Raw genomic sequence first — 26323 nt, forward strand, 5'->3', positions numbered from 1 at the left:
GTTATGAAGACATTGAAACACTGGGTATTGCACCATCAGGCCGAGGATCGGGTTGAGTTGCTGGTGGACGGCGCGCATCGCTTTATGTTGTATGTGCTGGCGCCGGGGTTAATGCGGGTATTGATTAAGCAGGATGATGAACTGCGCTTGAACCGTACCTGGAGTATCGCACCAGAGCAGGATGTCCCCTGGCAGGGGCGAGTGCGCGAGAGCAGCGACGGCTTTGCCTTACCGGGGTATACCTTATCCTGGCAAGGCGATGCGTTGCAGATAAGCACCGCGCAACTGCGGGTGACGGTACACCAGCCGCTGTGGTTGTCATGGGAACACTGTGATGCGCAGGGGAACTGGCAACCGCTGGCTTCTGACCGGCCAACCGGTGCTTATCTGCTTAACCGTCACGGTGATGGTGTGGCGCACTACCAGCGCCGTACACCACAGGAACGTTGCTACGGTCTGGGCGAAAAAGCCGGGGATCTCAACCGCGCCGGTCGTCGCTTTGAATTCCGTAATCTGGATGCGATGGGCTATAACGCGCAAAGCACCGATCCGCTGTATAAGCACCTGCCGTTCACCATTGTGAACCAGCCTGGTGTCAGCTATGGCGTGTTTTATGACAACCTCAGTTCCACCTGGCTGGACTTGGGTAACGAGCTTGATAACTACCATCTGGCTTACCGTCGCTATCAGGCTGAGGCCGGGGATTTGGATTACTATTTCCTGCTCGGCCCGGCAATCCTGGATGTGACCAAAGCCTTTGTGCGGCTGACTGGTAAAACCTACTTTGGCCCTAAATGGAGCCTCGGCTACAGTGGGTCTACCATGCATTACACCGATGCGCCGGATGCCCAGCAACAGCTGTTGTCGTTCATTGAATTGTGCCGTCAGCATGCTATCCCGTGTGATTCTTTCCAGCTTTCGTCCGGGTACACCTCGATCGGCAATAAGCGCTACGTGTTTAACTGGAACTACGACAAGGTGCCGCAGCCGGAGCAGATGAGCCAGGCGTTTCATGACGCGGGGCTGCATCTGGCTGCCAATATCAAGCCTTGCCTGTTGCAGGATCATCCCCGCTATCAGGAAGTGGCCGCGAAGGGGCTGTTTGTGCGTGATTCAGAATCGGATAACCCGGAACGCTCCAGTTTCTGGGACGATGAAGGCTCCCATCTGGATTTCACCAATCCGGACACCGTTGCCTGGTGGCAGGAAAATGTCACCCGGCAATTGCTGGAAAAAGGCATTGATTCAACCTGGAACGATAACAACGAATTCGAAGTCTGGGATGGCGAGGCGCGCTGTCATGGCTTTGGGCAGCCGATTGCCATCAAGCATATTCGCCCGTTGATGCCGCTGCTGATGATGCGTGCGTCTATGGAGGCGCAGCAGCGCTTCGCGCCTGAGCTACGTCCTTACCTGATTTCACGCTCCGGCAGCGCCGGTATGCAGCGTTATGTGCAGACCTGGAGTGGTGACAACCGCACCAACTGGCAGACACTACGTTATAACACCCGCATGGGCGTCGGTATGAGCCTGTCTGGCCTGTATAACGTCGGGCATGATGTGGGCGGTTTTGCCGGTAATAAGCCGGACGCCGAACTGTTTGTGCGCTGGGTACAAAACGGGGTGATGCATCCGCGCTTTACCATTCACTCATGGAATGACGACGCCACGGTTAACGAACCCTGGATGTACCCGGCGGTCACGCCGATTATCCGTGATGCCATTCAGTTGCGTTATCGACTGTTGCCGTACCTGTATACCTTGTTCTGGCAGGCCCATACGGACGACGAGCCGATGCTACGCCCGATGTTTCTGGATCATGAGCATGACCCGCGCACCTTTGAGGAAAGTGACGATTTCATGCTCGGTAAAGACCTGCTGGTCGCCAGCGTCGTGGAGCCGGGGCAACGTCAGCGTCAGGTGTATTTGCCGGACAATGGCGATGGCTGGTACGACTTTTACCGCGGTGACTGGTTCAGCGCAGGCCAAACGGTGACGCTGGATGCGCCGCTGGAACGTTTACCACTGCTGGTCCGGGCCGGTGCCATGATACCGATGTCGGCGCGTACCGATTTTGTCAGCCCGCAGAGCGACGATCAACGCACCATGCTAGTTTTCCCGCTGATGGGGAATGGCACACGTCAGGGCCTGTTGTTTGAAGATGACGGCGAAACCCACCGCTGGCGTGATGGACAGGCGTTGTGGCTGCGTTGGGAGCTCTGTTGCAGCGCCGGACGTATTGACGTGACCTTCTACCCGGAAGGGGCGTTTGTACCGGCGTGGCGGCAGTTGACCGTGCAGTTGCCACCAGATGAGCAACGCGTGCTGTACATTAATGGCGAGCGCACCACGCAGTACACACTGCCTTCCCGGAACTAACCGCAGCGTGGGGTAGGCCCTGCCGGCAGTCTCCTCTGTCGGCAGGGTGCCGTGACCGCTATCGCTTTATTGTCAGTCGAATAGTGAGTTCCGTTTATCAATAGACAGCGAAGGGGTATTATCGATAGCACATTGCCAATGATGCCTACAGCTATCTACCCAAAATAATTCGAGTTGCGGGTGTGTTGGCTTTTATTCAGGCACCGGGAAGACATATGCTGAATAATTCGGAAGTTCAACGCTATCTACAGCGCATTGGCGTCAGCGCTTTGCCTGCGGAACCGGCTTTACAACTGCGCACCCTTCATCTTGCCCACCTCACGCATGTTCCATTTGAAAATCTGGATGTGGTGTTCGGAAAACCGATACACCTGAATCCGTCTGCTATCTATCGAAAAATCGTTGATGACCGGCGTGGCGGGTTTTGTTACGAGCTTAATTACGGCTTTTATTTGCTGTTGCAGGCGTTAGGGTTTGAGGTACACCTGTTGGCCGGTCAGGTGTGGAACGATGATGGTCACTATGGGCAGCCCTTCGATCATCTGTTTTTACATGTGACGCTGCCGCAAGCGTCCGTCATTGCCGATATCAGCTTTGGGGATTCATTCTGTGTGCCGGTGCCACTGTCGGGTGAGGTGTCGAGTGAAGCGTTTGCCCACTATCAGGTCGTGGCGGTGGAGGGAGGCTATCAGTTGCAGCAGCGGATTGGCGATAACGACTGGAAACCGCAATACAAGTTTACGCTGCACGCTTACCAACTGGCAGACTACGCCGGGATGGCGCACTACCATCAAACCTCGCCATTATCGCCATTTACCACCAAGTCGCTTTGCACCCGCGTAACGGCACAAGGGCGATTAACCCTGTCTAATAACCGCTTGATTGTCACCCGGCACGGCCAGAAGAGCGAGCGTGTTATCAGCAGTCATCGTGATTATCTGGATTGTCTGCAACAGCAGTTTGGGATTGTGCTGACGGACGGTTATGACAGCCAGCGCTGGTTTGAGCGCCTTAGTGCCGCTGTGACCTGAGTCGTCAGCGGCAGGTTTTATCTAGCGAAACAGTGTCTGTGCCCAGCGGGCCAGACCGGCGGTGACAGAACCGAAGTCATCGCCGCTTTCGATTGGGACACCAGGCAGGCAGTGGCTGATGGCAGTGCGTAGTAATGGCGAACGGGCGCTACCGCCAGTCAGATAAATGACGTCCGGCTGCGTCTGGCTGCTTTCCTGTGCTTGAATAAGCTGGCGCTTAATGTGCTCTAGCGGTTGTGCGATCGCCTCTTCCAGCTGGTTTACGCTGACGTCGGTTGCCAGTTCGGGCGAGATAAACGGCAGGCAGGCCTGCGAAATGTCTGCCTGCGACAAGGCAATTTTCTGTTCTTCTGCCAGCCGAACCAGCCGATAGCTGAGTCGCTGACGCCATACGGTCAGCAGGCGTGCTACCTGATCGGGTTCGCGGGCATCATGAATCAAATCACGCAGCAGCTTGCCGCTGGCGTTACTGTAGAATTCAGCCTGCGCTGGTACATCGTTGATAGCCACCGCATTCCACCACGGCAAGACCGGCAGGGCGGTGCCTTTTTCGGTGCTGCCGTTCATGCCCAGCAACGGGCAGAACTGCCTGAATGCCAGCATAATGTCCAGATCGTTACCCCCGACCCGGCAACCGCTGTGGCCGAGCAGGCTTTCCGCGCGCTCCCGGCGATGACGCCACGTTGGCCCCATCAGTAGCATCGAACAGTCGGTGGTACCGCCGCCGATATCGACCACCAGTACCCGTTTTTCCTGTTGCAGGGTTGCTTCAAAATCAAGACCAGCCGCCACCGGCTCAAATTGAAACGCCACCTGCCGGAACCCGGCGCGCCCGGCGGCACGCTCCAGAATACCCTGAGCCTGGAGGTTGGACTCTTCGCCACCCATCCCCTGAAAGTTGATGGGTCGCCCGATGACCGCCTGTTCAATAGGCCGGTCAAGTTGTTGCTCGGCCTGACGACGAATATGCAGCATCATGGCGCAGACCAGATCTTCGAACAGCGCTATCTGCTGTGGTTTTAGTCCGGTTGCGCCGAGAAACGACTTGGGTGATTTAACAAACCAGGTATCTTGCGGGTCATCCATGTAGTGCGACAATGCGTCCAGCCCGAATCTGACGCTATCGGGTTGAACACGAATATCCTCTTCGCGATTGTGGCTGATGGCGCGTTGTAGTTGCCGGGCGTTTTCTCCCTCGGCCGCGACCTGATGATGTCGCCACAACCATTCACTCACCGCTTCGCGACTGGGCGCGCACAACATAGATTGTAAATAAGGCGCTTGTTGCTCCAGTTGCAACAACCGTGGTGTTTCGTGTTCCATGACAGCCAGCGAACAGTTGGCCGTTCCATAGTCAAAGCCGACAAACATGATTGTCATCCCCATGCCAGTAGAGAAGGGGCGGGAATTTACCGCTTGCTCCGGAGCTTGTAAAGAGACGCGGAGGATAAAAATCGTGTGTTGTCAGGGACGCTGCTCGCCATCGACGTTCTGCGTTTGCGTCAGCCAGGTACGTGCCAGCTCATCAAACGGCAAGGGTCTGGAGAAGAAATACCCCTGCATGAAGTTGATCTGCTTACGGGATAAGAATTCGGCCTGATATTCGGTTTCCACCCCTTCGGCGATCGTCATCAGTTTCATTTGCTGTGCCAGATCGATAACACAGTTCACCAGCGTGCTGGATTGCGGATCGTTTTCGTCGATCATGCTGACAAACGACTGGTCGATTTTGATGACGTTGACGTGCAATTTTCTGAGATAGTCAAAATTAGAATAACCGGTACCGAAATCGTCCAGTGCTATCAAGACACCGGCATCACTGAGTTTTTTGAAGAATGCGATGGTGTCCAGTGTAATGTCGACTTTTTCCCGTTCAGTAATTTCAATCATCAAATGCACGTTTTTATCGCCGAAGGCGGTGATGAAATTCTGGCAGTCAGTAATAAAATCGTCTGACTGGCAGTGCTGAGCGCTGATGTTAATCGCAATGTGTAAATTGTCTGGCAACGAGTCCAGATGCGGTGTCAAATCGCGTACCACACTACTCATTAGCGTACGTGTCAGGGGGATAATCAGCCCGCTTTGTTCGCACAGCGGAATGAAAATATCGGGGGGAATAAACCCGCTTTTCGGATGGTGCCAGCGCGCCAGCACTTCCACACCGTAGATTTCCCGCGATTCATTCGCGATAACCGGCTGGTAATAGGGTAACACTTCCTGATTTTCGATGGCGCGTCGAATACCGTCATAAGGCGAGTTAAAGCGTGTCGAATATTTATAGGCCAGCACACCGGAACCCAGCGCAATAAAAAACACCACCAGAAAAGTCATTTTTTCCTGATCCCAGAAATCGGCAATAGAATATTTATCGTTACTTGGAAACAGAATAGCGAAATGATAGTGGCTGGAGGGGGTAATAACAAAATTATGTAGAGCGTCCGGGGTAAGTGTTGATACTTTATTCTCACGCGATATCCAGGTATTGCCGACGGATAAATAAAGGTCTCGCCGTTTACTCAGTAAATCGAGCACATTCGTCAGGTGTTGACCGTGAATGGCCACCCCCACACTGCCGGATGGCGTGTTGCCGAGGTACATAATCAGGGTTCTGTCCGGCGTGACCGAGTTCCCGGCCAGCAGCGCCAATTCCCGCATATGGAAACGCTCCAACGCAGCGGGGCGGTTATCCACACCATACAAGGATGAGCAGTACACCACGTCGTTCTTGATCAAACTGACCGTGCGCAGGTGGCTGCCAAGGGCTGCCGTCATATTCAATTGCCGGATAACGTCAGGCGTGCAGGGGTAGGCCAGTAGCGGTTTGCTTCCTTCTACCGCGTCTTTAGCCTCATTGAGAATGTCTTCAATATTACTGACCGCTCGTTGCGCATTGTCATACGCGCCCTGACGATCAGTACGGTAGTCCTGATAATAAATTACCCATAAGCCCACGGCGAACATCGCTAAAAAAGTCAGAAAAGCGATTAGTTTATTCATTGGTTGTGGCCCTTGATCCGACCTTATCGTTGTTTTATATCCATCATCGTTACTATTGCAGGGATAACCCGTCCATCCGTGGACACCTTGCCCCGGTGGGCCAACGCGGTGTATGCAAAACGTAATACGTTCTGTCCTGCAATCTGAATATTCTGGATATATATCGGCGATTATTCCTTTGATTTTAGTCGGGCCACAAGAATTAGTTCAGAAAAGTCATCAAGTCATTTATACCCGTCATACTTCACGCTGCAGGTACGTTGGCCCTGCAGCTCGAATTATTTAGGGTATAGCAACGTCATCAGGCCGCGCACGTATGCTGTGCCATCTCCTCCAGCAGTTGGGTGATAAACGTCAGTCGTTTCGGGTATCCGTCCAACTCTTTGATGAATTTCAACCGAGTCGGCCCATCCAGTCGATACACTTTGGGGTCGCGTTGTAACAGGCCGATAAGGTGTGTCGGGTCGACACGATTGTGCTGGCTGAATTCGATGAACCCGCCTTTGTCATTGCCTTCAATGCGTTTGATGCCCAATGCTTGTGCCTGCTGGCGCAATGCCGCGACCTGTAGCAAGTGGCGGGCGGCGTCCGGCAATGTACCGAAACGGTCGATCAGCTCCGCTTTCAGGTCATCCAGTTCGTTATCGTTTTTGGCGCTGGCGATGCGTTTATAGAACGACAAACGGGTATTGACGTCAGGAATGAAGTCGTCTGGTAACAGTGCAGGCAGGCGCAATTCTACGTCGGTCTGACTGCTAAGCAGGTCGTCGAGCGACGGTTCTCGCCCCGCTTTGAGTGATTCTACGGCGCTTTCCAGTAACTCCATGTACAGCGAGAAGCCGACGCTTTCCATCTGGCCGCTCTGGTCTTCACCCAGCAATTCCCCTGCACCGCGGATTTCAAGGTCGTGGGTGGCAAGGGCAAAACCGGCACCTAAATCTTCCAGCGACGCAATAGCCTCCAGTCGCTTGTGGGCATCACTGCTCATCGCTTTGGGGGTGGGGGTCAGCAGGTAAGCGTAAGCCTGATGGTGTGAACGGCCGACGCGGCCACGTAACTGATGCAACTGTGCCAGGCCGAAATGGTCGGCGCGCTCAATGATGATGGTATTGGCACTGGGGATGTCGATCCCGGTTTCTATGATGGTGGTGCACACCAGCACATTGAAACGCTGATGATGGAAATCGTTCATCACCCGCTCCAGGTCGCGTTCGCGCATCTGTCCATGACCGATGGCGATACGCGCTTCCGGTACCAGCTCGCTGAGTCGTTGGGCGGCTTTTTCGATGTTTTCCACGTCGTTGTAGAGGTAATACACCTGCCCGCCGCGCAGAATTTCACGCAGCATCGCCTCACGCACTACCAGATTGTCGTACTCACGCACAAAGGTTTTCACCGCCAGACGACGAGCGGGCGGTGTGGCGATGATCGACAAATCACGGATGCCGCTCATTGCCATATTCAGGGTACGCGGAATCGGCGTAGCAGTGAGGGTCAGGATATCCACATTGGCACGCATCGCTTTAATGCGCTCTTTGTGGCGCACGCCGAAGCGGTGTTCTTCATCGACGATCAATAACCCCAAATCCCGCCAGCGGACATCGCTTTGCAGTAATTTGTGGGTACCGATCAGGATATCCACTTTGCCTTCCTGGGTTTGTTCCAGCACCTGCGTCTGCTCTTTCTGGCTGCGAAAGCGTGACAGCATTTCAATGCGCACCGGCCAGTTGGCGAAACGGTCACGGAAATTGTCGAAGTGCTGCTGCGCCAGCAAGGTGGTCGGCACCAGTACCGCCACCTGCTTATGGTTTTCCACCGCCAAAAACGCCGCGCGCATCGCCACTTCGGTTTTGCCGAAGCCAACATCACCGCACACCAGCCGGTCCATCGCCAACGGTCGGCACATGTCGCTCAGCACGGCGTTGATAGCCTGCGCCTGATCCGGGGTGGTATCAAACGGAAAGCCCTGACAGAACAATTGGTACTGTTCGCGATCGTGCTTGAACGCGAAGCCGGTGTGCGCCGCGCGTTGGGCATACACATCCAGCAGTTCGGCGGCCACGTCACGCACTTTCTCCGCCGCTTTCTGCCGTGCTCGCGTCCAGGCGTCGCCGCCCAGTTTATGCAGTGGCGCGCTTTCTTCCGCACCACCGGCGTAGCGGCTGATCAGGTGCAACGAGGAGACCGGCACGTACAGTTTGTCTTCACCGGCGTAGTGCAGAATCAGGTATTCCGCCTTGATGCCACCCGCTTCCAGCGTGGTCAGCCCGGCGTAACGGCCGACGCCGTGTTCAAGGTGCACTACCGGTTGGCCTGGGCGCAGTTCCGCCAGATTGCGAATTAACGTATCGGTATTGATGGTACGGCGGCTGTCCTGGCGCCGACGACTGACGCGCTCACCCAGCAGGTCGCTTTCGCAGATCAGCGCGCGCTGGCGCAGGGTGTCAATAAAGCCGTGTTCGCTGGCCCCTATCATCAGGTAACATCCGGGGGATGACAGCTGTTCAAGACGTTTTACCGGCGTTGGCGACAACTTGATGCGGGACAGTAACTCTTGCAAGGTTTCCCGGCGGCCTTCGCTCTCCACCGAAAACACCACCTGCCCGTTAAACTGCTCCACGAAACGGCGCAGCGCATCCAACGGCGATTTATTCTGATGCTGGACCGCCAGATCCGGCAGCGACTGGTAGCCCATATTCAGGTTGGCGGCTTTGTCCGGCAGCGTATCGCTGCGAAGCTGTACGCGTGGAAACTGCTTGAGCTCGGCGAACAGCGCATCAACCGGTAGCCACAGTGCCTCCGGCGACAACAGTGGGCGCATTGGGTCGACGCGGCGGCTGTCATGACGTTGCTGAACATCCTGCCAGAAGCGCTCGGCACCTTGCTGGATATCGCCAGTATTGACCAGCAGCGTACCGGCTGGCAGATAACTGAACAACGCGGGCAGCGGCTGGTCGAAAAACAGCGGCTGCCAGTATTCGATCCCGGCGGGCAGGGTACCTTTACTCACCTGCTGATAGATATGCTCGGCGTCGCGCCTGACCTCAAACTGCTCGCGCCACTGGCTGCGAAACAGCTCGATGGCGTTTTTGTCAGTAGGAAATTCCCGCGCCGGCAACAAATGAATCTGTTCGACTTCATTCAGGGTTCGTTGGGTATCGGCGTCGAACAGTCGCAGGCTGTCTATCTCGTCATCGAAGAAATCAATACGAAACGGCTCTTCGCTCCCCATCGGGAACAGGTCAAGCAACGCGCCACGGGTGGCGAATTCGCCATGTTCCATCACCTGATCGACGCTACGATAACCGGCCTGTTCCAACTGGCCGCGCAGCCGGTCACGAGACAGGCGCTGGCCTTTTTTCAGCATCAACGCATGGCCGTGCAGGAACGCGTGCGGGCACACTTTCTGCATCAGGGTATTGACCGGCAAGATCAACACGCCGCGTGTTAGCGAGGGAAGCTGGTAAAGCGTAGAGAGACGGGCGGAGATAATTTCCTGGTGGGGCGAGAAGCTGTCGTAGGGCAGCGTTTCCCAATCTGGCAGCGTCATGACCGGGTGGCCGGTAAATTGCTGAATTTCGTCGCGCAAGCGCAGAGCATTTTGCATGTCGGGCGTAATCAGCACCACCAGTCCGGTGTGGCGTTCAACGATTTCTGCGCATTCGACGGCGCAGGCGGCACCGGTAAGCTGACCCAGCAGGCGTTGTTCGCCCGCTTTGCCAGGCAAGGTATAGCGATATTGTTCAGGCATCATCCGATTATCAGGTCTCGATATCCACTAAGAAAAAGTCGGGAAGAGAGAGGCTTAGGGTTCCATAAAGCGGTACTACCCTTTATTATCCTTGTTCACTTTGCTTTAGCAACCTCATCCAGACGGATTTCATGCATCAACCTGTCGCACTTTTTATCGGCCTGCGCTATATGCGAGGGCGGGCCGCGGACCGCTTTGGGCGGTTTGTTTCCTGGTTGTCCGCCATTGGCATTACCCTCGGAGTGATGGCGCTGGTCACCGTCTTGTCGGTGATGAACGGCTTTGAGCGGGAACTGGAAAACAGCATTCTGGGGCTGATGCCTCAGGCACTCATCACGACGCCGCAAGGCTCCCTGAATCCTCAGACATTGTCTGCCGCGTCACTCTCTGGTCTGACGGGCGTCAGGCGCATTGCACCGCTGACGACCGGCGATGTGGTGCTGCAAAGCGCCCGCAGCGTGGCGGTAGGGGTGATGCTGGGTGTCAACCCGGATGAACAAGAGCCGTTGGCGAACTACCTGACACATGGCGCGTCATTACAGCAACTGCAGCCAGGGCAATATCAGGTGATTCTCGGTGAGCAACTGGCCAACCAGCTTGGCGTTAAACCCGGCGATCAACTGCGCCTGATGGTCACCAGCGCCAGTCAGTTGACGCCGATGGGGCGGGTGCCCAGTCAGCGTTTGTTTACCGTGGTCGGCACGTTTTATGCCCACAGCGAAGTGGATGGCTACCAACTGTTGGTGAACCAGCAGGATGCGTCGCGTCTGATGCACTACCCCCTTGGTAACATTACCGGCTGGCGGTTGTGGCTTGATCAACCTCTGGCGGTGGATACGCTGAGTCAGCAGACATTGCCGTCAGGAACGGTATGGAAAGACTGGCGTGAGCGCAAAGGGGAGTTGTTCCAGGCCGTCAGGATGGAGAAAAACATGATGGGGCTGTTGTTGAGCCTGATCGTGGCTGTCGCGGCGTTCAATATCATTACCTCACTGGGTTTGCTGGTGATGGAGAAACAGGGCGAGATCGCCATTTTGCAAACGCAGGGGCTGACCCGGCGGCAAATCATGGCAGTCTTTATGGTTCAGGGCGGCGGCGCGGGTGTGGTGGGCGCGCTGGTCGGGGCGATACTGGGTATGGTGCTGGCCAGCCAGTTGAATACGCTGATACCGATGCTGGGGCTGTTGATTGACGGTGGTTCGCTACCGGTACAAATCCAGCCGTTGCAGGTGATCGCCATTGCGCTGGTCGCTATGCTGCTGGCGTTGCTTTCCACGCTTTATCCTTCCTGGCGCGCGGCCGCCACCCATCCCGCAGAGGCTTTACGTTATGAGTAATTCACCTTTATTGCAGTGCCGTCAGCTGTGTAAACGCTATCAGGAAGGCAACCTGTCGACCGATGTGCTGCGCGATGTGTCATTTGAAATGCAGAATGGCGAGATGATGGCGATTGTCGGCAGCTCTGGATCCGGTAAAAGTACCTTGTTGCATTTGCTGGGTGGGCTGGACGCGCCGACCTCCGGTGAGGTGGTGTTCAAGGGTAACACGTTGAATCAACTGTCAGCGGCGGCGAAAGCGGCGCTGCGTAACCGCGAACTGGGTTTTATCTATCAGTTTCATCATCTGCTGCCGGATTTCACCGCGCTGGAAAATGTGGCGATGCCGCTGCTTATCGGTAATGTGGCCCCCAAAGAGGCCAAAGAACGCGCGCAAACCATGCTGGCGGCAGTCGGTCTGGCACAGCGCAGTCAGCACCGCTCTTCTGAATTGTCCGGTGGTGAGCGCCAGCGTGTGGCGATTGCCCGCGCGCTGGTGAATAACCCGTCACTGGTGCTGGCGGACGAGCCGACCGGCAACCTTGACCAGCGTACTACCGATGCCATTTTTGAGTTACTGGGTGAGCTGAACGTACGTCAGGGGACGGCGTTTTTGGTGGTCACCCACGACCTGAGTCTGGCCCGCCGTCTCGGCCGACAACTGGAAATGCGTGATGGACAGTTGCAGCAGGAGTTAACCCTGATGGGGGCGTCGCAATGACCTTTCCTCCGCTTTCGCTGCTGGTTGGGTTGCGTTTTAGCCGCGGGCGTCGTCGCAGCGGTATGGTATCGCTGATTTCGGTCATTTCCACCCTTGGTATCGCGCTGGGTGTCGCGGTATTGATAGTCGGACTGAGTGCCATGAACGGTTTCGAGCGTGAACTCAACAACCGTATTCTGGCCGTTGTACCGCACGGCGAGATCGAAGCGGGCGAGCAGCCGTTTCGCCACTGGCAACCGTTGTTGCCGAAAATCGAACAGGTGCCTGGCGTGGCTGCTGCCGCGCCTTACGTCAGTTTTACCGGGCTGTTGGAAAACGGAGCCAGTCTCAAGGCGATTCAGTTCAAGGGCGTGGACCCACAACAGGAACTGAAGCTCAGCGCGTTACCCACATTCGTGCAGGATAACGCCTGGTCGCGTTTTCATGCCGGGGCGCAACAGGTAATTATCGGGAAAGGTGTGGCGGATACGCTGGGTGTGAAAAGTGGCGATTGGGTCACGGTCATGATCCCTAACAGCGACCCGCAGATGAAGCTGTTGCAACCCAAGCGCATTCGCCTTCAGGTCGCGGGTATCCTGCAGTTGAGCGGTCAGTTGGATCATAGCCTGGCACTGGTACCGCTGGCGGATGCGCAGCAGTATCTGGAGCTGGGTGATGGCGTGACCGGTATCGCCATCAAAGTGCAGGATGTGTTCGCCGCGCAGAAAGTGGTGCATGACGCTGGGGAAGCCACCAGCCTCTTTGTGTATATCCGCAGTTGGATCGGCACTTACGGGTACATGTACCGCGATATTCAAATGATCCGCACCATTATGTATCTGGCGATGGTGTTAGTGATTGGGGTGGCCTGTTTCAACATCGTTTCCACGCTGGTGATGGCGGTGAAGGACAAAAGCAGCGATATCGCGGTATTGCGCACGCTGGGAGCGGGCGATGGCCTTATCCGCGCGATTTTTGTCTGGTACGGGCTATTGGCCGGGTTGCTCGGTAGCATCGTCGGTACCGTGGTCGGGATTGTGGTCACGTTGCAACTGACGCCGATTATCCGTGGGCTTGAAACGCTTACCGGTCATCATTTCTTGTCCGGTGATATCTATTTCATCGATTTTCTGCCGTCCGAGCTGCACATGCTGGACGTGGTTATCGTGTTGGGAACCTCGCTGGTGTTGAGTCTGATAGCCAGTTGGTATCCGGCCCGGCGCGCCAGCCGTATCGATCCGGCGCGGATATTGAGCGGTCAGTAATCTGAAACGCCATTGCCTTAGGTAATGGCGTTGTTTTTTGTCCGATGTGCGACGTGAAGGGAGCATCCATGTACTACGGCTTTGACATCGGAGGCACCAAGATAGAGCTGGCGGTATTTGACGCCGGGCTACAGCGTATCTGGCAAAAACGTATTCCGACCCCCCGTGATGATTATGAGCATTTGTTAAATGACCTGATGACGTTAACACGTGAGGCGGATGCGTTGAGTGGGTGTCAGGGAACCGTCGGCGTCGGTGTGCCAGGCATGGAAAATGCGGATGATGGCACCTTGTTCGCAGCCAACCTGCCCGCCGCGATGGGGCGACCGCTGCGGGCCGATCTCAGTCAGCGACTGCAACGTGAGGTTCGGCTCAGTAACGATGCCAATTGCTTTGCACTCTCGGAAGCCTGGGACAACGAATTTCGTGCTTACCCGGTGGTGCTGGGGATTATTCTCGGCACCGGTATGGGTGGTGGTCTGGTGGTGAACGGCCGGGTCGTTGACGGGAAAAACGGTGTCGCCGGGGAACTGGGACACTTTCGCCTGCCGGTCGATGCGCTGGATATTCTTGGCGCGTCTATTCCTCGGGTGCCCTGCGGCTGCGGGCGTACCGGTTGTGTGGAAAATTACCTTTCCGGACGTGGGTTTGAATGGTTGTACGCGCATTTTTACCATCGTACGTTGTCGGCACCGGAGATTATCCGTGCTTTCTACGCTGGCGACCCGCAGGCACAGACGCATGTCGATCGCTATCTGGCGTTGCTGGCGGTATGTTTGGGAAATCTGCTAACGTTGATTGACCCGCATCTGGTCGTGTTTGGCGGTGGGTTGTCGAATTTCGATGAGATTTACCGTCAGTTGCCGCAGCGATTGCCAGACAATCTGTTGCCGGTGGCTCGCGTCCCGCGTATTGAGAAAGCACGACATGGCGATGCAGGCGGCGTGCGCGGCGCAGCATTGCTACACTTGATGAGTCCGTCGCTGCCGTCCTGATGTGGATGCGGCGATGGATAACCCCGCTGTCAGAGCGGACATAAAGCGAACCCGCCGAGAGTCAATCAGCAGCGGTATGCGTAAGACAGGCTAAGGAGCAGACATGCACTCGCGTCAACGATTACACCGTTTTCGGCAACGAAAACGTCTGCGTCATCAGCGTTTGTGTGCCCGCATTTTTCATCTTGATTATCTGGTGGTCAAAAACGTGAATAAACCACGTGTTGTTGTACTTACCGGAGCAGGGATTTCTGCTGAGTCCGGTATTCGCACGTTCCGTGCGTCGGATGGGTTGTGGGAAGAACATCGGGTGGAGGATGTCGCGACCCCGGAAGGGTACCATCGCGATCCGCAAACGGTTCAGAATTTCTACAATATGCGTCGTCGGCAGCTACAGCAGCCGGAGATTGCACCGAATGCCGCGCATCTGGCGTTGGCGGAGCTGGAAGCCGCGCTGGGCGACCATTTTTTACTGGTCACACAAAATATTGACAACCTGCATGAGCGCGCTGGCAATAAACGAATCATCCACATGCACGGTGAATTGCTGAAAGTGCGTTGCAGCCACAGTGGACAAGTCTTTGAGTGGACAGACGATCTATCCGTCGACGATCGTTGCCATTGCTGCCAGTTCCCGGCACCGTTGCGTCCGCATGTGGTGTGGTTCGGTGAAATGCCATTGGGTATGGATCACATCTACCATGCGTTGTCACAGGCGAATGTGTTCATTGCCATTGGGACATCAGGCCATGTGTATCCGGCGGCGGGTTTCGTTCACGAAGCGCGGGTGCACGGCGCTCACACTGTGGAACTGAATCTGGAACCGAGTGAGATCCAAAGCCAGTTTGATGAACATATTTATGGACCCGCCAGCAAGGTTGTCGTGGAGTATGTCCATCGCTGGCTTGCACGGCATGGGTTAACATCAAGCTGAATCTCAACCTGAGTCCGCCGATCGAGCTGCCCAGCGTGGGCGTGTGCCGACCGGCGCCGGTTCCGCCACCGGTGGGCGTTCCTGCATCAGCGCATCACGGCGGGCGCGCAGGCACTCTTCAAGCTGGTCAAACGGCAGGTTGGCTTCATGATTATAGAAGCTGTATTCGCACTCGACGCAGGCGTCGGATGGCTTGCTATCCCGACTGAGGCCTTGGCGTCGGGCGCGATGCAGCATGCGTAGAAAGGATGCCAGCATAACGTTACTCCGCAACAGGGTGATGAAAGTCACTCTATTAAGGTAGTTGAGATTTCTTAGAACGAAAAATAATCAAATTAGATGAGATAATCACATTTCATACCATACCGTAGAGGGTCGCCGTCCTGTTTGCTGGCGGCAGGCTTTGCGGGCCGCTTTCCATTCTTTGGCGAAAATTCCCGGCATCAGCTTGATATCACTGTGGATATGCGCATTATGGTGCCATGATCCGATTTCTTCATGACAGGCTCTCGCATGCTCTCAACCCCGGCAGGCTATACCCAACTGAAACAGCAGCAGCGGCGGCGTGATCGCCAGCGCTTGCTGGGGCTGTGGCTCTTGCTGGCCGTGGGAGTGGCGGTGAGCCTGTGTGCTGGCGATCGTTGGATTGCGCCGACACACTGGCTGGACCCTGAATCCTCGCTGTTCATCTGGCAACTGCGGTTGCCGCGTACGTTGGCGGTCATGCTAGTGGGAGCGGGGCTGGCAATGAGCGGCGCGGTTATGCAGGCCGTGTTTGATAATCCGTTAGCCGAACCCGGATTGTTGGGTGTTTCCAACGGTGCGGGCGTGGCGCTGGTCATCGCGGTGCTGCTTGGTCACGGGATGCTGCCAGTCTGGAGCCTCAGCCTGTGCGCCATCATTGGCGCATTGCTGGTGACAGTATTGCTGTTGCGCTTTTCCCGCGCTGGCGTTTCCAATGCGCGTTTGCTGCTTATTGGCGTGGCGCTGGGCATTATTTGTAGCGCATTGATGACCTGGGCGGTGTATTTCAGCACCAGTCTCGACCTGCGCCAGTTGATGTACTGGATGATGGGCGGCTTTAGCGGTGTGGACTGGCGTTATAGCGGGTTAATGCTACTGATGTTGCCTTTACTGGTCTGGCTGGCGCGTTGCGGTGGGGTACTAAATCATCTGGCACTGGGTGAGCAGGCTGCCCGGCAATTGGGTGTCGCGGTATTGTACTGGCGTCATCTGCTGGTGCTGGCGATGGGGGCGTTGGTCGGCATCAGTGTGGCGCTGGCTGGCGTGATAGGGTTTGTCGGGTTGGTTATCCCGCATATTTTGCGCTTGTGTGGGCTGACGGATCAGCGCTATCTATTAACCGGGTGTGGTCTGGCTGGCGCCGTTGTGTTGATGCTGGCGGATACACTGGCGCGGACTCTGCTGGCCACGGCGGAACTGCCGGTTGGCGTGGTCACCGCCACATTGGGGGCGCCCTGGTTTATCTGGCTGCTGTTGCGCCATCAGGTGTGATTCCGCCTGGTATCCGTTATGACGCCATGACCCGCCGACAGAGAATCGTTTCGATAACATAAATCGGTTTACTACCATCAGTTGATTCGATGATATCCGTTAGTTTGACAACAACAGGAACAGACAATGAGCAATGACATCTACGCAATTCCCCTGCAAACCATCGACGGCCGCCAGACATCACTGGAAAACTGGCGTAATAATGTGCTGCTGGTCGTGAATGTGGCCTCAGAGTGTGGGCTGACCCGGCAATATGAAACGCTGGAGAATCTATATGAAACCTATCGCGATCGCGGGTTCGCGGTGCTGGGTTTCCCTTCCAATGAATTCGCCGGGCAGGAGCCGGGCAGCAACGAAGACATACAGGCCTTCTGCCGTGGGACTTTTGGCGTCGAGTTCCCGATGTTTGGCAAGATTGAAGTCAATGGTAGCGGTCGTCACCCCTTGTATCAGGCGTTGATTCAGGCTCAACCAGAGGCGCTGCGACCACAAGGCAGTGAGTTCTACGAGCGCCGTGTCAGTAAAGGTCAGGCCCCTGCACACCCTGGCGATATTCTGTGGAATTTTGAAAAATTCCTGATTAATCGCCGTGGCAATGTTGTGGCGCGTTTTTCGCCGGACATGACGCCGGACGACAGTGCGATCATCAAAGCGATTGAGCAGGCGCTGGCGCAGTAATCGTGACGCATCAACCCCTGCTGAGCCTTAATCACGTCAGTGTCGCTGGGCGGTTGTCCTCGGTGACGCTAGGCTGTCATAGCGGTGAGCTGGTGCATATTATTGGCCCCAATGGGGCCGGTAAGAGTACCTTGCTGGCACTGATGGCGGGGCTACAGCCGGGAGAGGGCGAAACGCAGTTGTTGGGGCAGGCCATGGCGGTGTGGTCGGCGCGCGATATGGCGAGAGTGCGCGCTTATTTGCCCCAGAATCACAGCGCACCGACGTTGATGCCGGTATTCCAGTACCTGCAACTGCACCAGCCAGCGTCAGGTGAGGCGGATGAGGTGGATAGGGTGGTTCAGCGGCTGGCTGAGCGGCTGTCGTTAGCCGATAAACTGCGCCGTCCGTTGACGCGTTTGTCTGGCGGTGAATGGCAACGGGTCAGGCTGGCGGCGGTGTTGTTGCAGGTTTGGCCGACATTGAACCCCTCCGCCCGGCTATTGTTGCTCGATGAGCCCGTCGCCAGCCTGGATATCGCCCAGCGCGTCGCGTTGGATGCGTTGCTGGCGGAGCTATGCCGTGCTGGTATCACCGTGGTGGCGTCAGGCCATGATCTGAACCACAGTTTGCACCATGCTGATCGCGTCTGGCTGTTGTCCGGCGGCGAAGTGGCCGCTCAGGGTACCGCTGCCGAGGTGATGCGGCCAGAAACGCTATCGTCGGTTTTTGGCGTCGCCTTTACCGATTATGTACTGGAAGGGCGGCACTGGATGTTGGCACAGCAGGAGTGATAAACGGTGGTATAAGCGGCGAGATAGTCGCCGTAACGTACCGTTAAGACAGAAAAATTCTCTGTTCTCGAACGATTAACGTCAGAGCGTGAATGATAATATGTCGTAATTCGGTTTTTGTGGGGCATCCCGGTAACAGTGAGCATAACGGCATGAGGTTCTGGAGAGTCTGGCTAATAGTGGTGGCATTGTTTCTGGCCGGGTGTAGCAGTCATGTTCCGCAGAGTACCCGTTTGGGTGATACCAGCGAGGTGCGTTCGCAACTGCACGCCCAACTGGCGCAGTGGCGTGGTACGCCGTATCGCTATGGCGGGCTTGATCACAATGGTATTGATTGTTCCGGTTTTGTTTATCTGACCTTCCGTGACCGATTCGGTCTGACATTACCGCGCTCTACCGAGGAGCAAACTGAAATCGGCACCCGCGTTGACCGCAGTGACTTATTACCCGGCGATCTGGTCTTTTTCCGCACTGGCAGCGGCGAAAACGGGCTGCATGTCGGTATCTACGACAGTAATGACCAGTTTATCCACGCTTCTACCAGTCGCGGTGTCATGCGTTCATCGCTGAACAACGTTTACTGGAAACGGGCCTACTGGCAGGCCCGCCGCATCTGATTTTACGGCCGCCTGACGGTGGCCTGCTGTTTTCGGAGCCTCGTCATGCCCGCACTGCGTTTGTTGATTTCCGACTCTGTCGACCCCTGGTTCAATCTGGCCGTGGAAGAGTGCATCTTTCGTCAGATGCCGCCGACGCAGCGGGTGCTGTTTTTGTGGCGAAATGCCGAAACGGTGGTGATTGGCCGGGCACAGAATCCGTGGAAAGAGTGCAACACCCGACGGATGGAACAAGATGGCATCAAGCTGGCCCGGCGCAGTAGCGGCGGTGGGGCGGTGTTTCATGACCTGGGTAATACCTGTTTCACCTTTATGGCGGGTAAACCGGGTTACGACAAAAGCGTCTCGACAGGGATCATCTTGCGCGCGCTGTCTGTGCTGGGAGTAGAGGCACAGGCGTCGGGGCGTAATGATTTAGTGATTGAGACGGCGGATGGTGTCAGGAAAATTTCCGGTTCGGCCTACCGGGAAAGTATTGACCGGGGATTCCATCATGGAACCTTGCTGCTTGACGCCAACCTGTCGCGCCTGGCGGATTACCTCAACCCGGATAAAAAGAAATTGCAGGCGAAAGGTATTGCCTCAGTACGTTCACGCGTGGCGAATCTGGTGGAATTATTGCCGGATATTCGCCATGAAACGGTGTGCAACGCCGTGACACAGGCGTTTTTCGAACACTATCAGGCAGTGTGTCAGCTAGAGATTATCTCGCCGGATGCGTTCCCTGATCTCCCCGGGTTCGCTGAGCGGTTCGCGCATCAGAGCAGTTGGGAGTGGAATTTTGGTCAGGCTCCGGAATTTAGCCATACGCTGGATACCCGTTTTGACTGGGGCGGAGTAGAACTGCATTTTGATGTGGAGCGAGGTGTGATCAGTCGGTGCCAGCTGTTTACCGATAGTCTGAATCCTACCCCGTTGGAGGCGTTAGCCGACCGGCTGAAAGGGGTATTTTACCGCCCCGAAGCATTGCTTGCGGTAGGAGAGCAATTGGCTGTGGATTATCCTCAGCAACACAATGAAATACGTGCACTGACTGTCTGGCTATCGGAAAACGTGCGTTAATAATTTGAAATCTCTATTAGGGGTTTGTCTGAAAAGTGAAAAACGGATTGTTTTTAGACAGAGCCAAACGATAAATTAACATCGGTTTGGGCAGTAACCAACATGGTATTCGCGTGAAAAGGACGAGGATTATTTATCATATTTTCTTACGGGTTTTTAGGCGTAGGTGAGTGATTAGACGCAGTGCCATTGACCCGCTTTGAATATTATTGTTAATAATCTTTAATGCTTCTGGAGTGATAGCAGCGAATAGGATCAGGTCAGGCAGCGCATTTTGTCTGACTGCTCGTTACGGCGGGTTCATCTTTTAACTCTGGCTATAACACTATGCGTATCCAGCTTGCAGTTGACTATGTCAGTCAGTACCACTTTTCTCCTGTCTATCACCTGGACTCACGGTTACTGGCACTGGAGATGAGCGGACGTTTCAAGAACGAATCAGGTGGGTTTTCCGTCCCACAGGCGATTTTACTGGGTATGCTGAATCGCCGCCAAAAGCAGTCATTGCTCAGAGAACAACTGGCGATCCTCAAAGAGAAATCAGCCTGGTTTATCCGTCATCGAGTTGTGGTGGTGCTGAAAATCGATCACACGCTGACGGAATTTCTGGTCGACGATACGTTGCTGGGGCGGGAATTTCGCTCGCTGCCTTTCCTGCAGCTTGAAATTAATGAGAATTTCCCCGATATATCATCCGGACGGAATAATCCGCTGCTGATGAAATTAAGTCAGTCGTTCCATTTATGGCTGGATGATTTTGGTTCCGGCAAAATGAATATGAAACCTTTCTATGATGGTGTCATTTCCAGTGTGAAAATGGATACGGCATTTACTAATAAATTATTAACGCGTCCTGTTTGTGTGTCTATTATTAACCCTATGTTACTGGCGATGAGGAAACAATGTCCCTCGCTAAAGGTGGTGGCAAAAGGGGTAGATAATGTCGCGGGTTTTGAGAAGGCGCTTGAGCTTAATGTTAATGCCGTTCAAGGGCAATTATGGCCCTCGGTGTCGCCAGACGCGTTGGATAACGTATTGATGCCGGTAGCCTGTTACGGTTGATCGCCATCCTCGGTTGACCACTATCCTTGGTTGACTACTATCCCGCTTGTTCGCTACCCATGCGGATGCCGTGCCCAGTGTGGTATGGCATCCGCATGGCAATGTCGCCCCCGGTTATATGATGCACGCGCTTGTATGTTCCTATCCAACGTAACGTTTCTGTCGGTGTGTTCTTATCGGCTAATAGCCCTGTAGTTACTCCGTGTTAATTCTCCCGTTGCAGTTCTACACTGATGAAAAAGGGGGAAGTTATGCCACATCACCTGCCGTTCAATAATCACTATCACCAGCAACTGCCGGGATATTATACCGAGCTGACGCCAACGCCGTTGCATGGCGCGCGGTTGCTGTATCACAACGCCTCCCTTGCGCAGGAACTCGGGTTATCCGCTGACTGGTTTGAAGGCGATAACCAGCGTATCTGGACTGGCGAACGACTGTTGCCCGGTATGGCGCCGTTGGCTCAGGTGTACAGCGGCCATCAATTCGGCGTCTGGGCCGGGCAACTGGGTGATGGCCGCGGCATCCTCCTGGGGCAACAGCAACTGGCGGATGGCCGCACGCAGGACTGGCATCTCAAAGGTGCCGGGCTGACCCCGTATTCGCGTATGGGCGACGGGCGGGCCGTGTTGCGTTCCGTTGTGCGCGAGTTTCTGGCATCGGAAGCGTTACACCACCTCGGTGTTCCTACCACGCGTGCGTTAACCATCGTCAGTAGTGATCATCCAGTGCGGCGTGAGCAGGAAGAGCGCGGAGCGATGCTATTGCGGGTAGCGGATAGCCATGTCCGTTTCGGGCATTTCGAACATTTCTATTACCGGCGTGAACCCGAGCAAGTCCGTCAGTTGGCAGAATACGTGATTGCCTGTCACTGGCCACAGTGGCAGCAGGACGCCGATCGCTATTATCTGTGGTTCAGTGATGTGGTGGCGCGCACGGCGAGGTTGATTGCACACTGGCAGGCGGTTGGGTTCGCTCACGGTGTGATGAATACCGACAACATGTCCATTCTCGGGTTGACTATCGACTATGGCCCGTTCGGGTTTATGGACGACTATCAGCCCGATTATATCTGTAATCACTCGGATCATCAGGGACGCTACGCCTTCGATAACCAACCCGCCGTGGCGTTATGGAATCTGCATCGTCTGGCGCAATCACTGTCAGGGTTGATACCCGTAGCGCGGTTACAACAGGCGCTGGAGGGGTATGAACCTGCATTGATGCAGCGATTCGGTGAGCTGATGCGCGCTAAATTGGGGTTTGATACGCCGCAGGCGCAGGATAACGATCTGCTGGTCGGCTTGTTGCAACTGATGAAGCGGGAGCGGGCGGATTATACCTTTATTTTTCGGCTGCTGTCGGAAACGGAACGACACAGCAGCCACTCCCCACTTCGAGATGTCTTTATCGACCTGGCGGCATTTGATGAGTGGTTCAGTGCTTATCGCCAACGGCTGATGTTGGAAAGCGCGGATGATACCGAGCGTCAGCAACGGATGAAACAGGCTAATCCGCGTTATATCTTGCGTAATTATCTGGCCCAGCAGGCGATTGATCTGGCAGAAAAAGAGGATGTCAGTGCGCTTGCCCGTCTGCATCAAACGCTGCAACAACCCTATGCCGAGCAACCTGATAAGGCTGATTTGGCCGCTTTGCCACCAGACTGGGGGAAGCATCTGGAGATTTCCTGCTCCAGTTAGATTCGTTTCGTCGGTATGCAACGCGGGTGAAGAAAAACACGATAACTGACTGTATGATGATGGGAATTACGGGGCCAGGGGACTCGTTATTTCCTATGACACGCCGTAAAATCAATATAAGTCAGGGCTGCATCCTCTGTTTTTCCTGATGCGGGTTCAGCGACAAAGTCGATGCGTTGAGGCAGGACGTTGTGTGTGGTAACCGCTCATCGGTGTGATGATAATGTGGATGTGAACCATCCTGGCTGACAGCAACAACGCCAGTGGCTAAAAACGGCGTAATAAAAGCCGTGTCATTTTAAGTACAGGGGATAAATGGATGTTGGTAGTCAAACGAAATACGCAAAGACGGCTTTTGCGAGTAGCCGGTTCGATTTGGTTGGGTAGCGTATTGACTTCGTTTTCCGTTCAGGCAGCGTCACCCATGGTGTCCGGAAATGTGGCGGCGTCAGCGGTGACCCAAAATCACGCCTCCCAACATGATTCCTCTGTCACGGCAGGGTTGCCTGCCGGTATTACCCCTTACTACCTGAACGAGCTGACTGCGCTCTATTCGCGCCAGCATAAACGGCCGATATGGGGCGACACTCAGGCGGTAAAAGCCTTCCAGCAACAACTTGCGGAGGTGGCGCTATCCGGTGTTCAGCCGCAATTTACCACCTGGGTGAGCTGGTTAACCGATCCTAAATTGAACGGTTTTGCTCGCGATGTGGTGCTGTCTGATGCCATGCTGGGGTATATGCAATTTGTTGCCGGGGTAGAGAAAAATGGCAACAGTTGGCTATACGGCAGTGTTCCTTACAAACTGGCTTTACCGCCGGTAGCGATGATGGAACAGTGGCAGCGGGCGATGGCGTCAGGTAATGGGGTTGCGTTTATGGCGTCACTGGCTCCCCACCATTCCCAGTATGAGAAAATGCATGCGGCATTGAAAGATATGCTGATGGATAAACGCCCCTGGCCGAAGCTGATGCTGGCGGATTCGTTGCGTCCCGGTGATGAAAGTAATGTGTTACCGGTACTGAGAGACATTCTGTTGCGCACCGGCATGCTCAGCCAGAATAGTGCGGCTATGCCGCTGTTTAATGATGCCTCGTCAGACAATGCATCCCCGTTGCGTTATGAAGGTGAACTTGTCGAGGCGGTAAAACGTTTCCAGCATTCACAAGGTTTGCAGGACGATGGCGTTATTGGCAAGCGCACCCGTGACTGGCTCAATGTATCATCGCAGATGCGCGCGACATTGCTGGCGTTGAATATCCAGCGTTTGCGGCTGGTGCCGGATAATGTCAACAGCGGTATTATGGTCAACATCCCTAACTACTCGCTCATCTATTATCAGCATGGGGCGGAGATTTTGTCGTCCAGGGTGATTGTCGGCCAGCCTAAACGCAAGACGCCGTTGATGAGCACTTCACTGAGCAATGTGGTGATGAACCCGCCGTGGAACGTGCCTACTACGCTGACGCGTCAGGATATCATTCCCAAAGTGATTCAGGATCCAGCGTATCTACAGCGTCACGGTTATACGGTGTTGTCGGACTGGACCGAGAGCGCCCAACCTATCGACCCGTCCATGATTGACTGGCCGATGATGTCAGCCAGCAACTTCCCTTATCGCTTGCGTCAGGCACCGGGCGACAGCAATTCGCTGGGGCGCTATAAATTTAATATACCCAATACGGATTCTATCTATTTGCATGACACGCCTAACCATGCGTTATTCCAGAAAGATATTCGGGCGCTGAGTTCCGGGTGTGTGCGTGTTAATAAGGCTTCTGAACTGGCGGCGTTGTTGTTACAGGATGCCGGCTGGAACAATGCCCGCATTTCATCAACCCTGGAGCAGGGGAATACGACCTACGTGGCAGTGCGCCAGCGGATACCGGTGAATTTTTACTATCTCACCGCCTGGGTGGCTGACGATGGCAAGCCCCAATTCCGCACAGATATTTACAATTATGATGACACGGTGAAAACCGGCGCACTGGCTTTGTCTAAAGTGGGATTATTATTACAGTAACTATCCGTAATTCGGGCAATTCCTGAATCACGGTGGCGGGGTGGCGAAGTGGAAGCCAGTGAGAGTGGGCGTCAGCATGTGGGTAAAGCGGGTTGACGGACCACTCCCAGGCAGTTAAGGTGCAAAGCGGTACATTTATGCGCCATTTTTGCTTGTTGTTTTTCTCTTCGCTTCTTTTAGCCCAGGGTATGCAATCTTTATGGAATACATTGATAATCATCGACGCAAATGGTTGGCGATCGGCGGCGCGGCGTTAGGGATGGCGCTGTTGTTACCGGGTCAGGCGCTGGCCTCGCTTTCCACCTCGCGTCCACGCATTCTCACGCTGAACAATATCAACACCGGTGAACATATTAAGGTCGAGTTCTTCGACGGTCGGCGTTATAACAAAGCAGAGTTATCCCGGTTAAACCATTTTTTCCGTGATTATCGGGCCAATAAAGTCAAAACTATCGACCCCGCGCTGTTTGATCAGCTATACCGCCTGCAGGTCATGTTGGGTACGACCAAGCCGGTACAGCTGATCTCGGGTTACCGTTCTTACAGCACCAATGAGGATTTGCGGTCGCACAGTAAGGGCGTGGCGAAACAGAGCTACCACACCCAGGGAAAAGCCATGGATTTCCATATTGAAGGCGTCCAACTGGCGAATATCCGAAAAGCGGCGCTGAAAATGCGCGCCGGTGGTGTAGGGTATTACCCGCAGAGCAATTTTGTGCACATCGATACCGGTGCCATTCGCACCTGGTAGTATTGGTACCTGCTGGTAGTATTAGTACCTGATAGCATAAATGCAGGTGCCAGCCGGGCAATATCGGTGGTTTTATTCCCTGAATAAGGATGTCGAGTAGAAACGGAGCGGTATGAAGTACCAAATTATTCCTGTTACGGCCTTCAGCCAAAATTGCACCCTGCTGTGGTGTGAGAAAACGTTGCAGGCCGCTATTGTTGATCCCGGCGGCGAAGCCGACAAAATTAAACAGGCCGTAGCACAGGCGGGGGTGACAGTAACCCAGATTCTGCTGACGCATGGTCATCTGGATCATGTTGGAGCGGCGGCGGCGTTGTCTGAATATTTTCAGGCTCCTATCGTTGGCCCACAGCGTGAAGACGCTTTTTGGCTGGATGGATTGCCGGCTCAGAGCCGTATGTTCGGCCTGAATGATTGCCCACCGCTGACGCCAGCTCGCTGGCTGGAAGACGGTGATACCGTTACTGTGGGTGAGTCCGTATTATCGGTGTTGCATTGCCCTGGGCATACGCCAGGTCATGTGGTGTTTGTCGATAAGCAGGAGCGTTTTGCTCAGGTGGGTGATGTCATTTTCCGCGGTGGTGTAGGGCGTAGCGATTTCCCTCAAGGGAACCATCAAGCGTTGATAGCCTCTATCCGCACGAAACTGTTCCCTTTGGGGGATGATATCGCGTTTATCCCGGGGCATGGTCCAATGTCTACCTTTGGTGACGAACGTCGTACCAATCCATTTGTGCGTGATACCGAGTAATAATCGCGCTATCTACCAAC

Annotated in this window: 21 protein-coding genes; 17 read left to right on the forward strand and 4 right to left on the reverse strand. The window is 54.9% G+C overall.

Annotated elements, in window-relative coordinates; translation table 11 throughout:
* Positions 1–3: 3 nt before the first annotated feature.
* Both DZE2538_RS07190 and DZE2538_RS07195 read left to right on the forward strand, forming a co-directional pair.
* A complete protein-coding gene (locus DZE2538_RS07190; protein ID WP_038915964.1) occupies positions 4–2379 on the forward strand; it encodes a glycoside hydrolase family 31 protein in 2376 nt (791 codons plus the stop codon).
* Between the two features lie 215 nt (positions 2380–2594).
* Positions 2595–3410, forward strand: coding sequence for an arylamine N-acetyltransferase family protein (locus DZE2538_RS07195; protein ID WP_038915965.1), 816 nt, complete (start codon positions 2595–2597; stop codon positions 3408–3410).
* A gap of 21 nt (positions 3411–3431) precedes the next feature.
* On the opposite strand, the gene yegD is transcribed toward DZE2538_RS07195, so the two are convergent.
* The 3 genes from yegD to mfd all read right to left on the reverse strand — a co-directional run bounded on the left by yegD (position 3432) and on the right by mfd (position 10161).
* Positions 3432–4781: a molecular chaperone gene (gene yegD, locus DZE2538_RS07200; protein WP_038917128.1), complete on the reverse strand. Its 1350-nt coding sequence runs from the start codon at positions 4779–4781 to the stop codon at positions 3432–3434.
* Positions 4782–4874: 93 nt separating this feature from the next.
* The gene (locus DZE2538_RS07205) at positions 4875–6407 is read right to left on the reverse strand and encodes an EAL domain-containing protein (protein ID WP_038915966.1); all 1533 of its coding nucleotides are present in this window, start codon (positions 6405–6407) and stop codon (positions 4875–4877) included.
* Positions 6408–6708: 301 nt separating this feature from the next.
* On the reverse strand, positions 6709–10161 hold the full coding sequence (gene mfd / locus DZE2538_RS07210; protein ID WP_201765542.1) for a transcription-repair coupling factor: 3453 nt from the start codon (positions 10159–10161) through the stop codon (positions 6709–6711).
* A 128-nt stretch (positions 10162–10289) separates the two neighbouring features.
* Between mfd and lolC the strand changes: the two genes are divergently transcribed.
* The 5 genes from lolC (at position 10290) to cobB (ending at position 15368) form a co-directional block, all read left to right on the forward strand.
* Positions 10290–11495 carry a lipoprotein-releasing ABC transporter permease subunit LolC gene (gene lolC / locus DZE2538_RS07215; RefSeq protein WP_038915967.1) on the forward strand — a complete coding sequence of 402 codons (1206 nt, stop codon included), beginning with the start codon at positions 10290–10292 and terminating at the stop codon, positions 11493–11495.
* Positions 11488–12195: a lipoprotein-releasing ABC transporter ATP-binding protein LolD gene (lolD, locus tag DZE2538_RS07220; protein WP_012884305.1), complete on the forward strand. Its 708-nt coding sequence runs from the start codon at positions 11488–11490 to the stop codon at positions 12193–12195. Before lolC ends, lolD begins: the two co-directional genes overlap by 8 nt.
* The gene (gene lolE, locus DZE2538_RS07225) at positions 12192–13439 is read left to right on the forward strand and encodes a lipoprotein-releasing ABC transporter permease subunit LolE (protein ID WP_023640123.1); all 1248 of its coding nucleotides are present in this window, start codon (positions 12192–12194) and stop codon (positions 13437–13439) included. Before lolD ends, lolE begins: the two co-directional genes overlap by 4 nt.
* Before the next feature lie 68 nt (positions 13440–13507).
* Positions 13508–14434: an N-acetylglucosamine kinase gene (gene nagK / locus DZE2538_RS07230; RefSeq protein ID WP_038915969.1), complete on the forward strand. Its 927-nt coding sequence runs from the start codon at positions 13508–13510 to the stop codon at positions 14432–14434.
* Positions 14435–14537: 103 nt separating this feature from the next.
* Entirely contained in the window at positions 14538–15368 is an 831-nt protein-coding gene (gene cobB / locus DZE2538_RS07235) for a Sir2 family NAD+-dependent deacetylase (RefSeq protein ID WP_019846129.1), read from the forward strand.
* 3 nt (positions 15369–15371) lie between these two features.
* On the opposite strand, the gene DZE2538_RS07240 is transcribed toward cobB, so the two are convergent.
* Positions 15372–15626 (reverse strand): hypothetical protein, encoded by a 255-nt coding sequence (locus tag DZE2538_RS07240; RefSeq protein WP_012884309.1) that lies wholly within the window; start codon positions 15624–15626, stop codon positions 15372–15374.
* 255 nt (positions 15627–15881) lie between these two features.
* Between DZE2538_RS07240 and btuC the strand changes: the two genes are divergently transcribed.
* From btuC to DZE2538_RS07290, 10 genes are all read left to right on the forward strand, one after another.
* Complete coding sequence (gene btuC / locus DZE2538_RS07245; protein ID WP_038915970.1) at positions 15882–16883, forward strand: vitamin B12 ABC transporter permease BtuC; 1002 nt, start codon at positions 15882–15884, stop codon at positions 16881–16883.
* A 126-nt stretch (positions 16884–17009) separates the two neighbouring features.
* Positions 17010–17561, forward strand: a complete 552-nt coding sequence (locus DZE2538_RS07250; RefSeq protein WP_019846131.1) for a glutathione peroxidase — start codon at positions 17010–17012, stop codon at positions 17559–17561.
* 2 nt (positions 17562–17563) lie between these two features.
* On the forward strand, positions 17564–18334 hold the full coding sequence (btuD, locus tag DZE2538_RS07255) for a vitamin B12 ABC transporter ATP-binding protein BtuD (protein WP_019846132.1): 771 nt from the start codon (positions 17564–17566) through the stop codon (positions 18332–18334).
* Positions 18335–18486: 152 nt separating this feature from the next.
* Entirely contained in the window at positions 18487–18951 is a 465-nt protein-coding gene (locus DZE2538_RS07260) for an NlpC/P60 family protein (RefSeq protein ID WP_023640120.1), read from the forward strand.
* Between the two features lie 45 nt (positions 18952–18996).
* Positions 18997–20013: a lipoate--protein ligase A gene (locus DZE2538_RS07265; protein WP_038915971.1), complete on the forward strand. Its 1017-nt coding sequence runs from the start codon at positions 18997–18999 to the stop codon at positions 20011–20013.
* Positions 20014–20340: 327 nt separating this feature from the next.
* Entirely contained in the window at positions 20341–21075 is a 735-nt protein-coding gene (locus tag DZE2538_RS07270; RefSeq protein ID WP_038915972.1) for an EAL domain-containing protein, read from the forward strand.
* Between the two features lie 251 nt (positions 21076–21326).
* Complete coding sequence (locus DZE2538_RS07275; RefSeq protein ID WP_038915973.1) at positions 21327–22778, forward strand: protein adenylyltransferase SelO; 1452 nt, start codon at positions 21327–21329, stop codon at positions 22776–22778.
* Positions 22779–23097: 319 nt separating this feature from the next.
* Positions 23098–24801, forward strand: a complete 1704-nt coding sequence (gene ldtD / locus DZE2538_RS07280) for a L,D-transpeptidase (RefSeq protein WP_023640117.1) — start codon at positions 23098–23100, stop codon at positions 24799–24801.
* A 199-nt stretch (positions 24802–25000) separates the two neighbouring features.
* A complete protein-coding gene (locus DZE2538_RS07285; protein WP_038915974.1) occupies positions 25001–25552 on the forward strand; it encodes a YcbK family protein in 552 nt (183 codons plus the stop codon).
* Between the two features lie 112 nt (positions 25553–25664).
* The gene (locus DZE2538_RS07290) at positions 25665–26303 is read left to right on the forward strand and encodes an MBL fold metallo-hydrolase (protein WP_038915975.1); all 639 of its coding nucleotides are present in this window, start codon (positions 25665–25667) and stop codon (positions 26301–26303) included.
* The last annotated feature ends 20 nt before the right edge of the window (positions 26304–26323 follow it).

The organism is Dickeya zeae NCPPB 2538, assembly GCF_000406165.1.
GTDB classification, from domain to species: domain Bacteria; phylum Pseudomonadota; class Gammaproteobacteria; order Enterobacterales; family Enterobacteriaceae; genus Dickeya; species Dickeya zeae.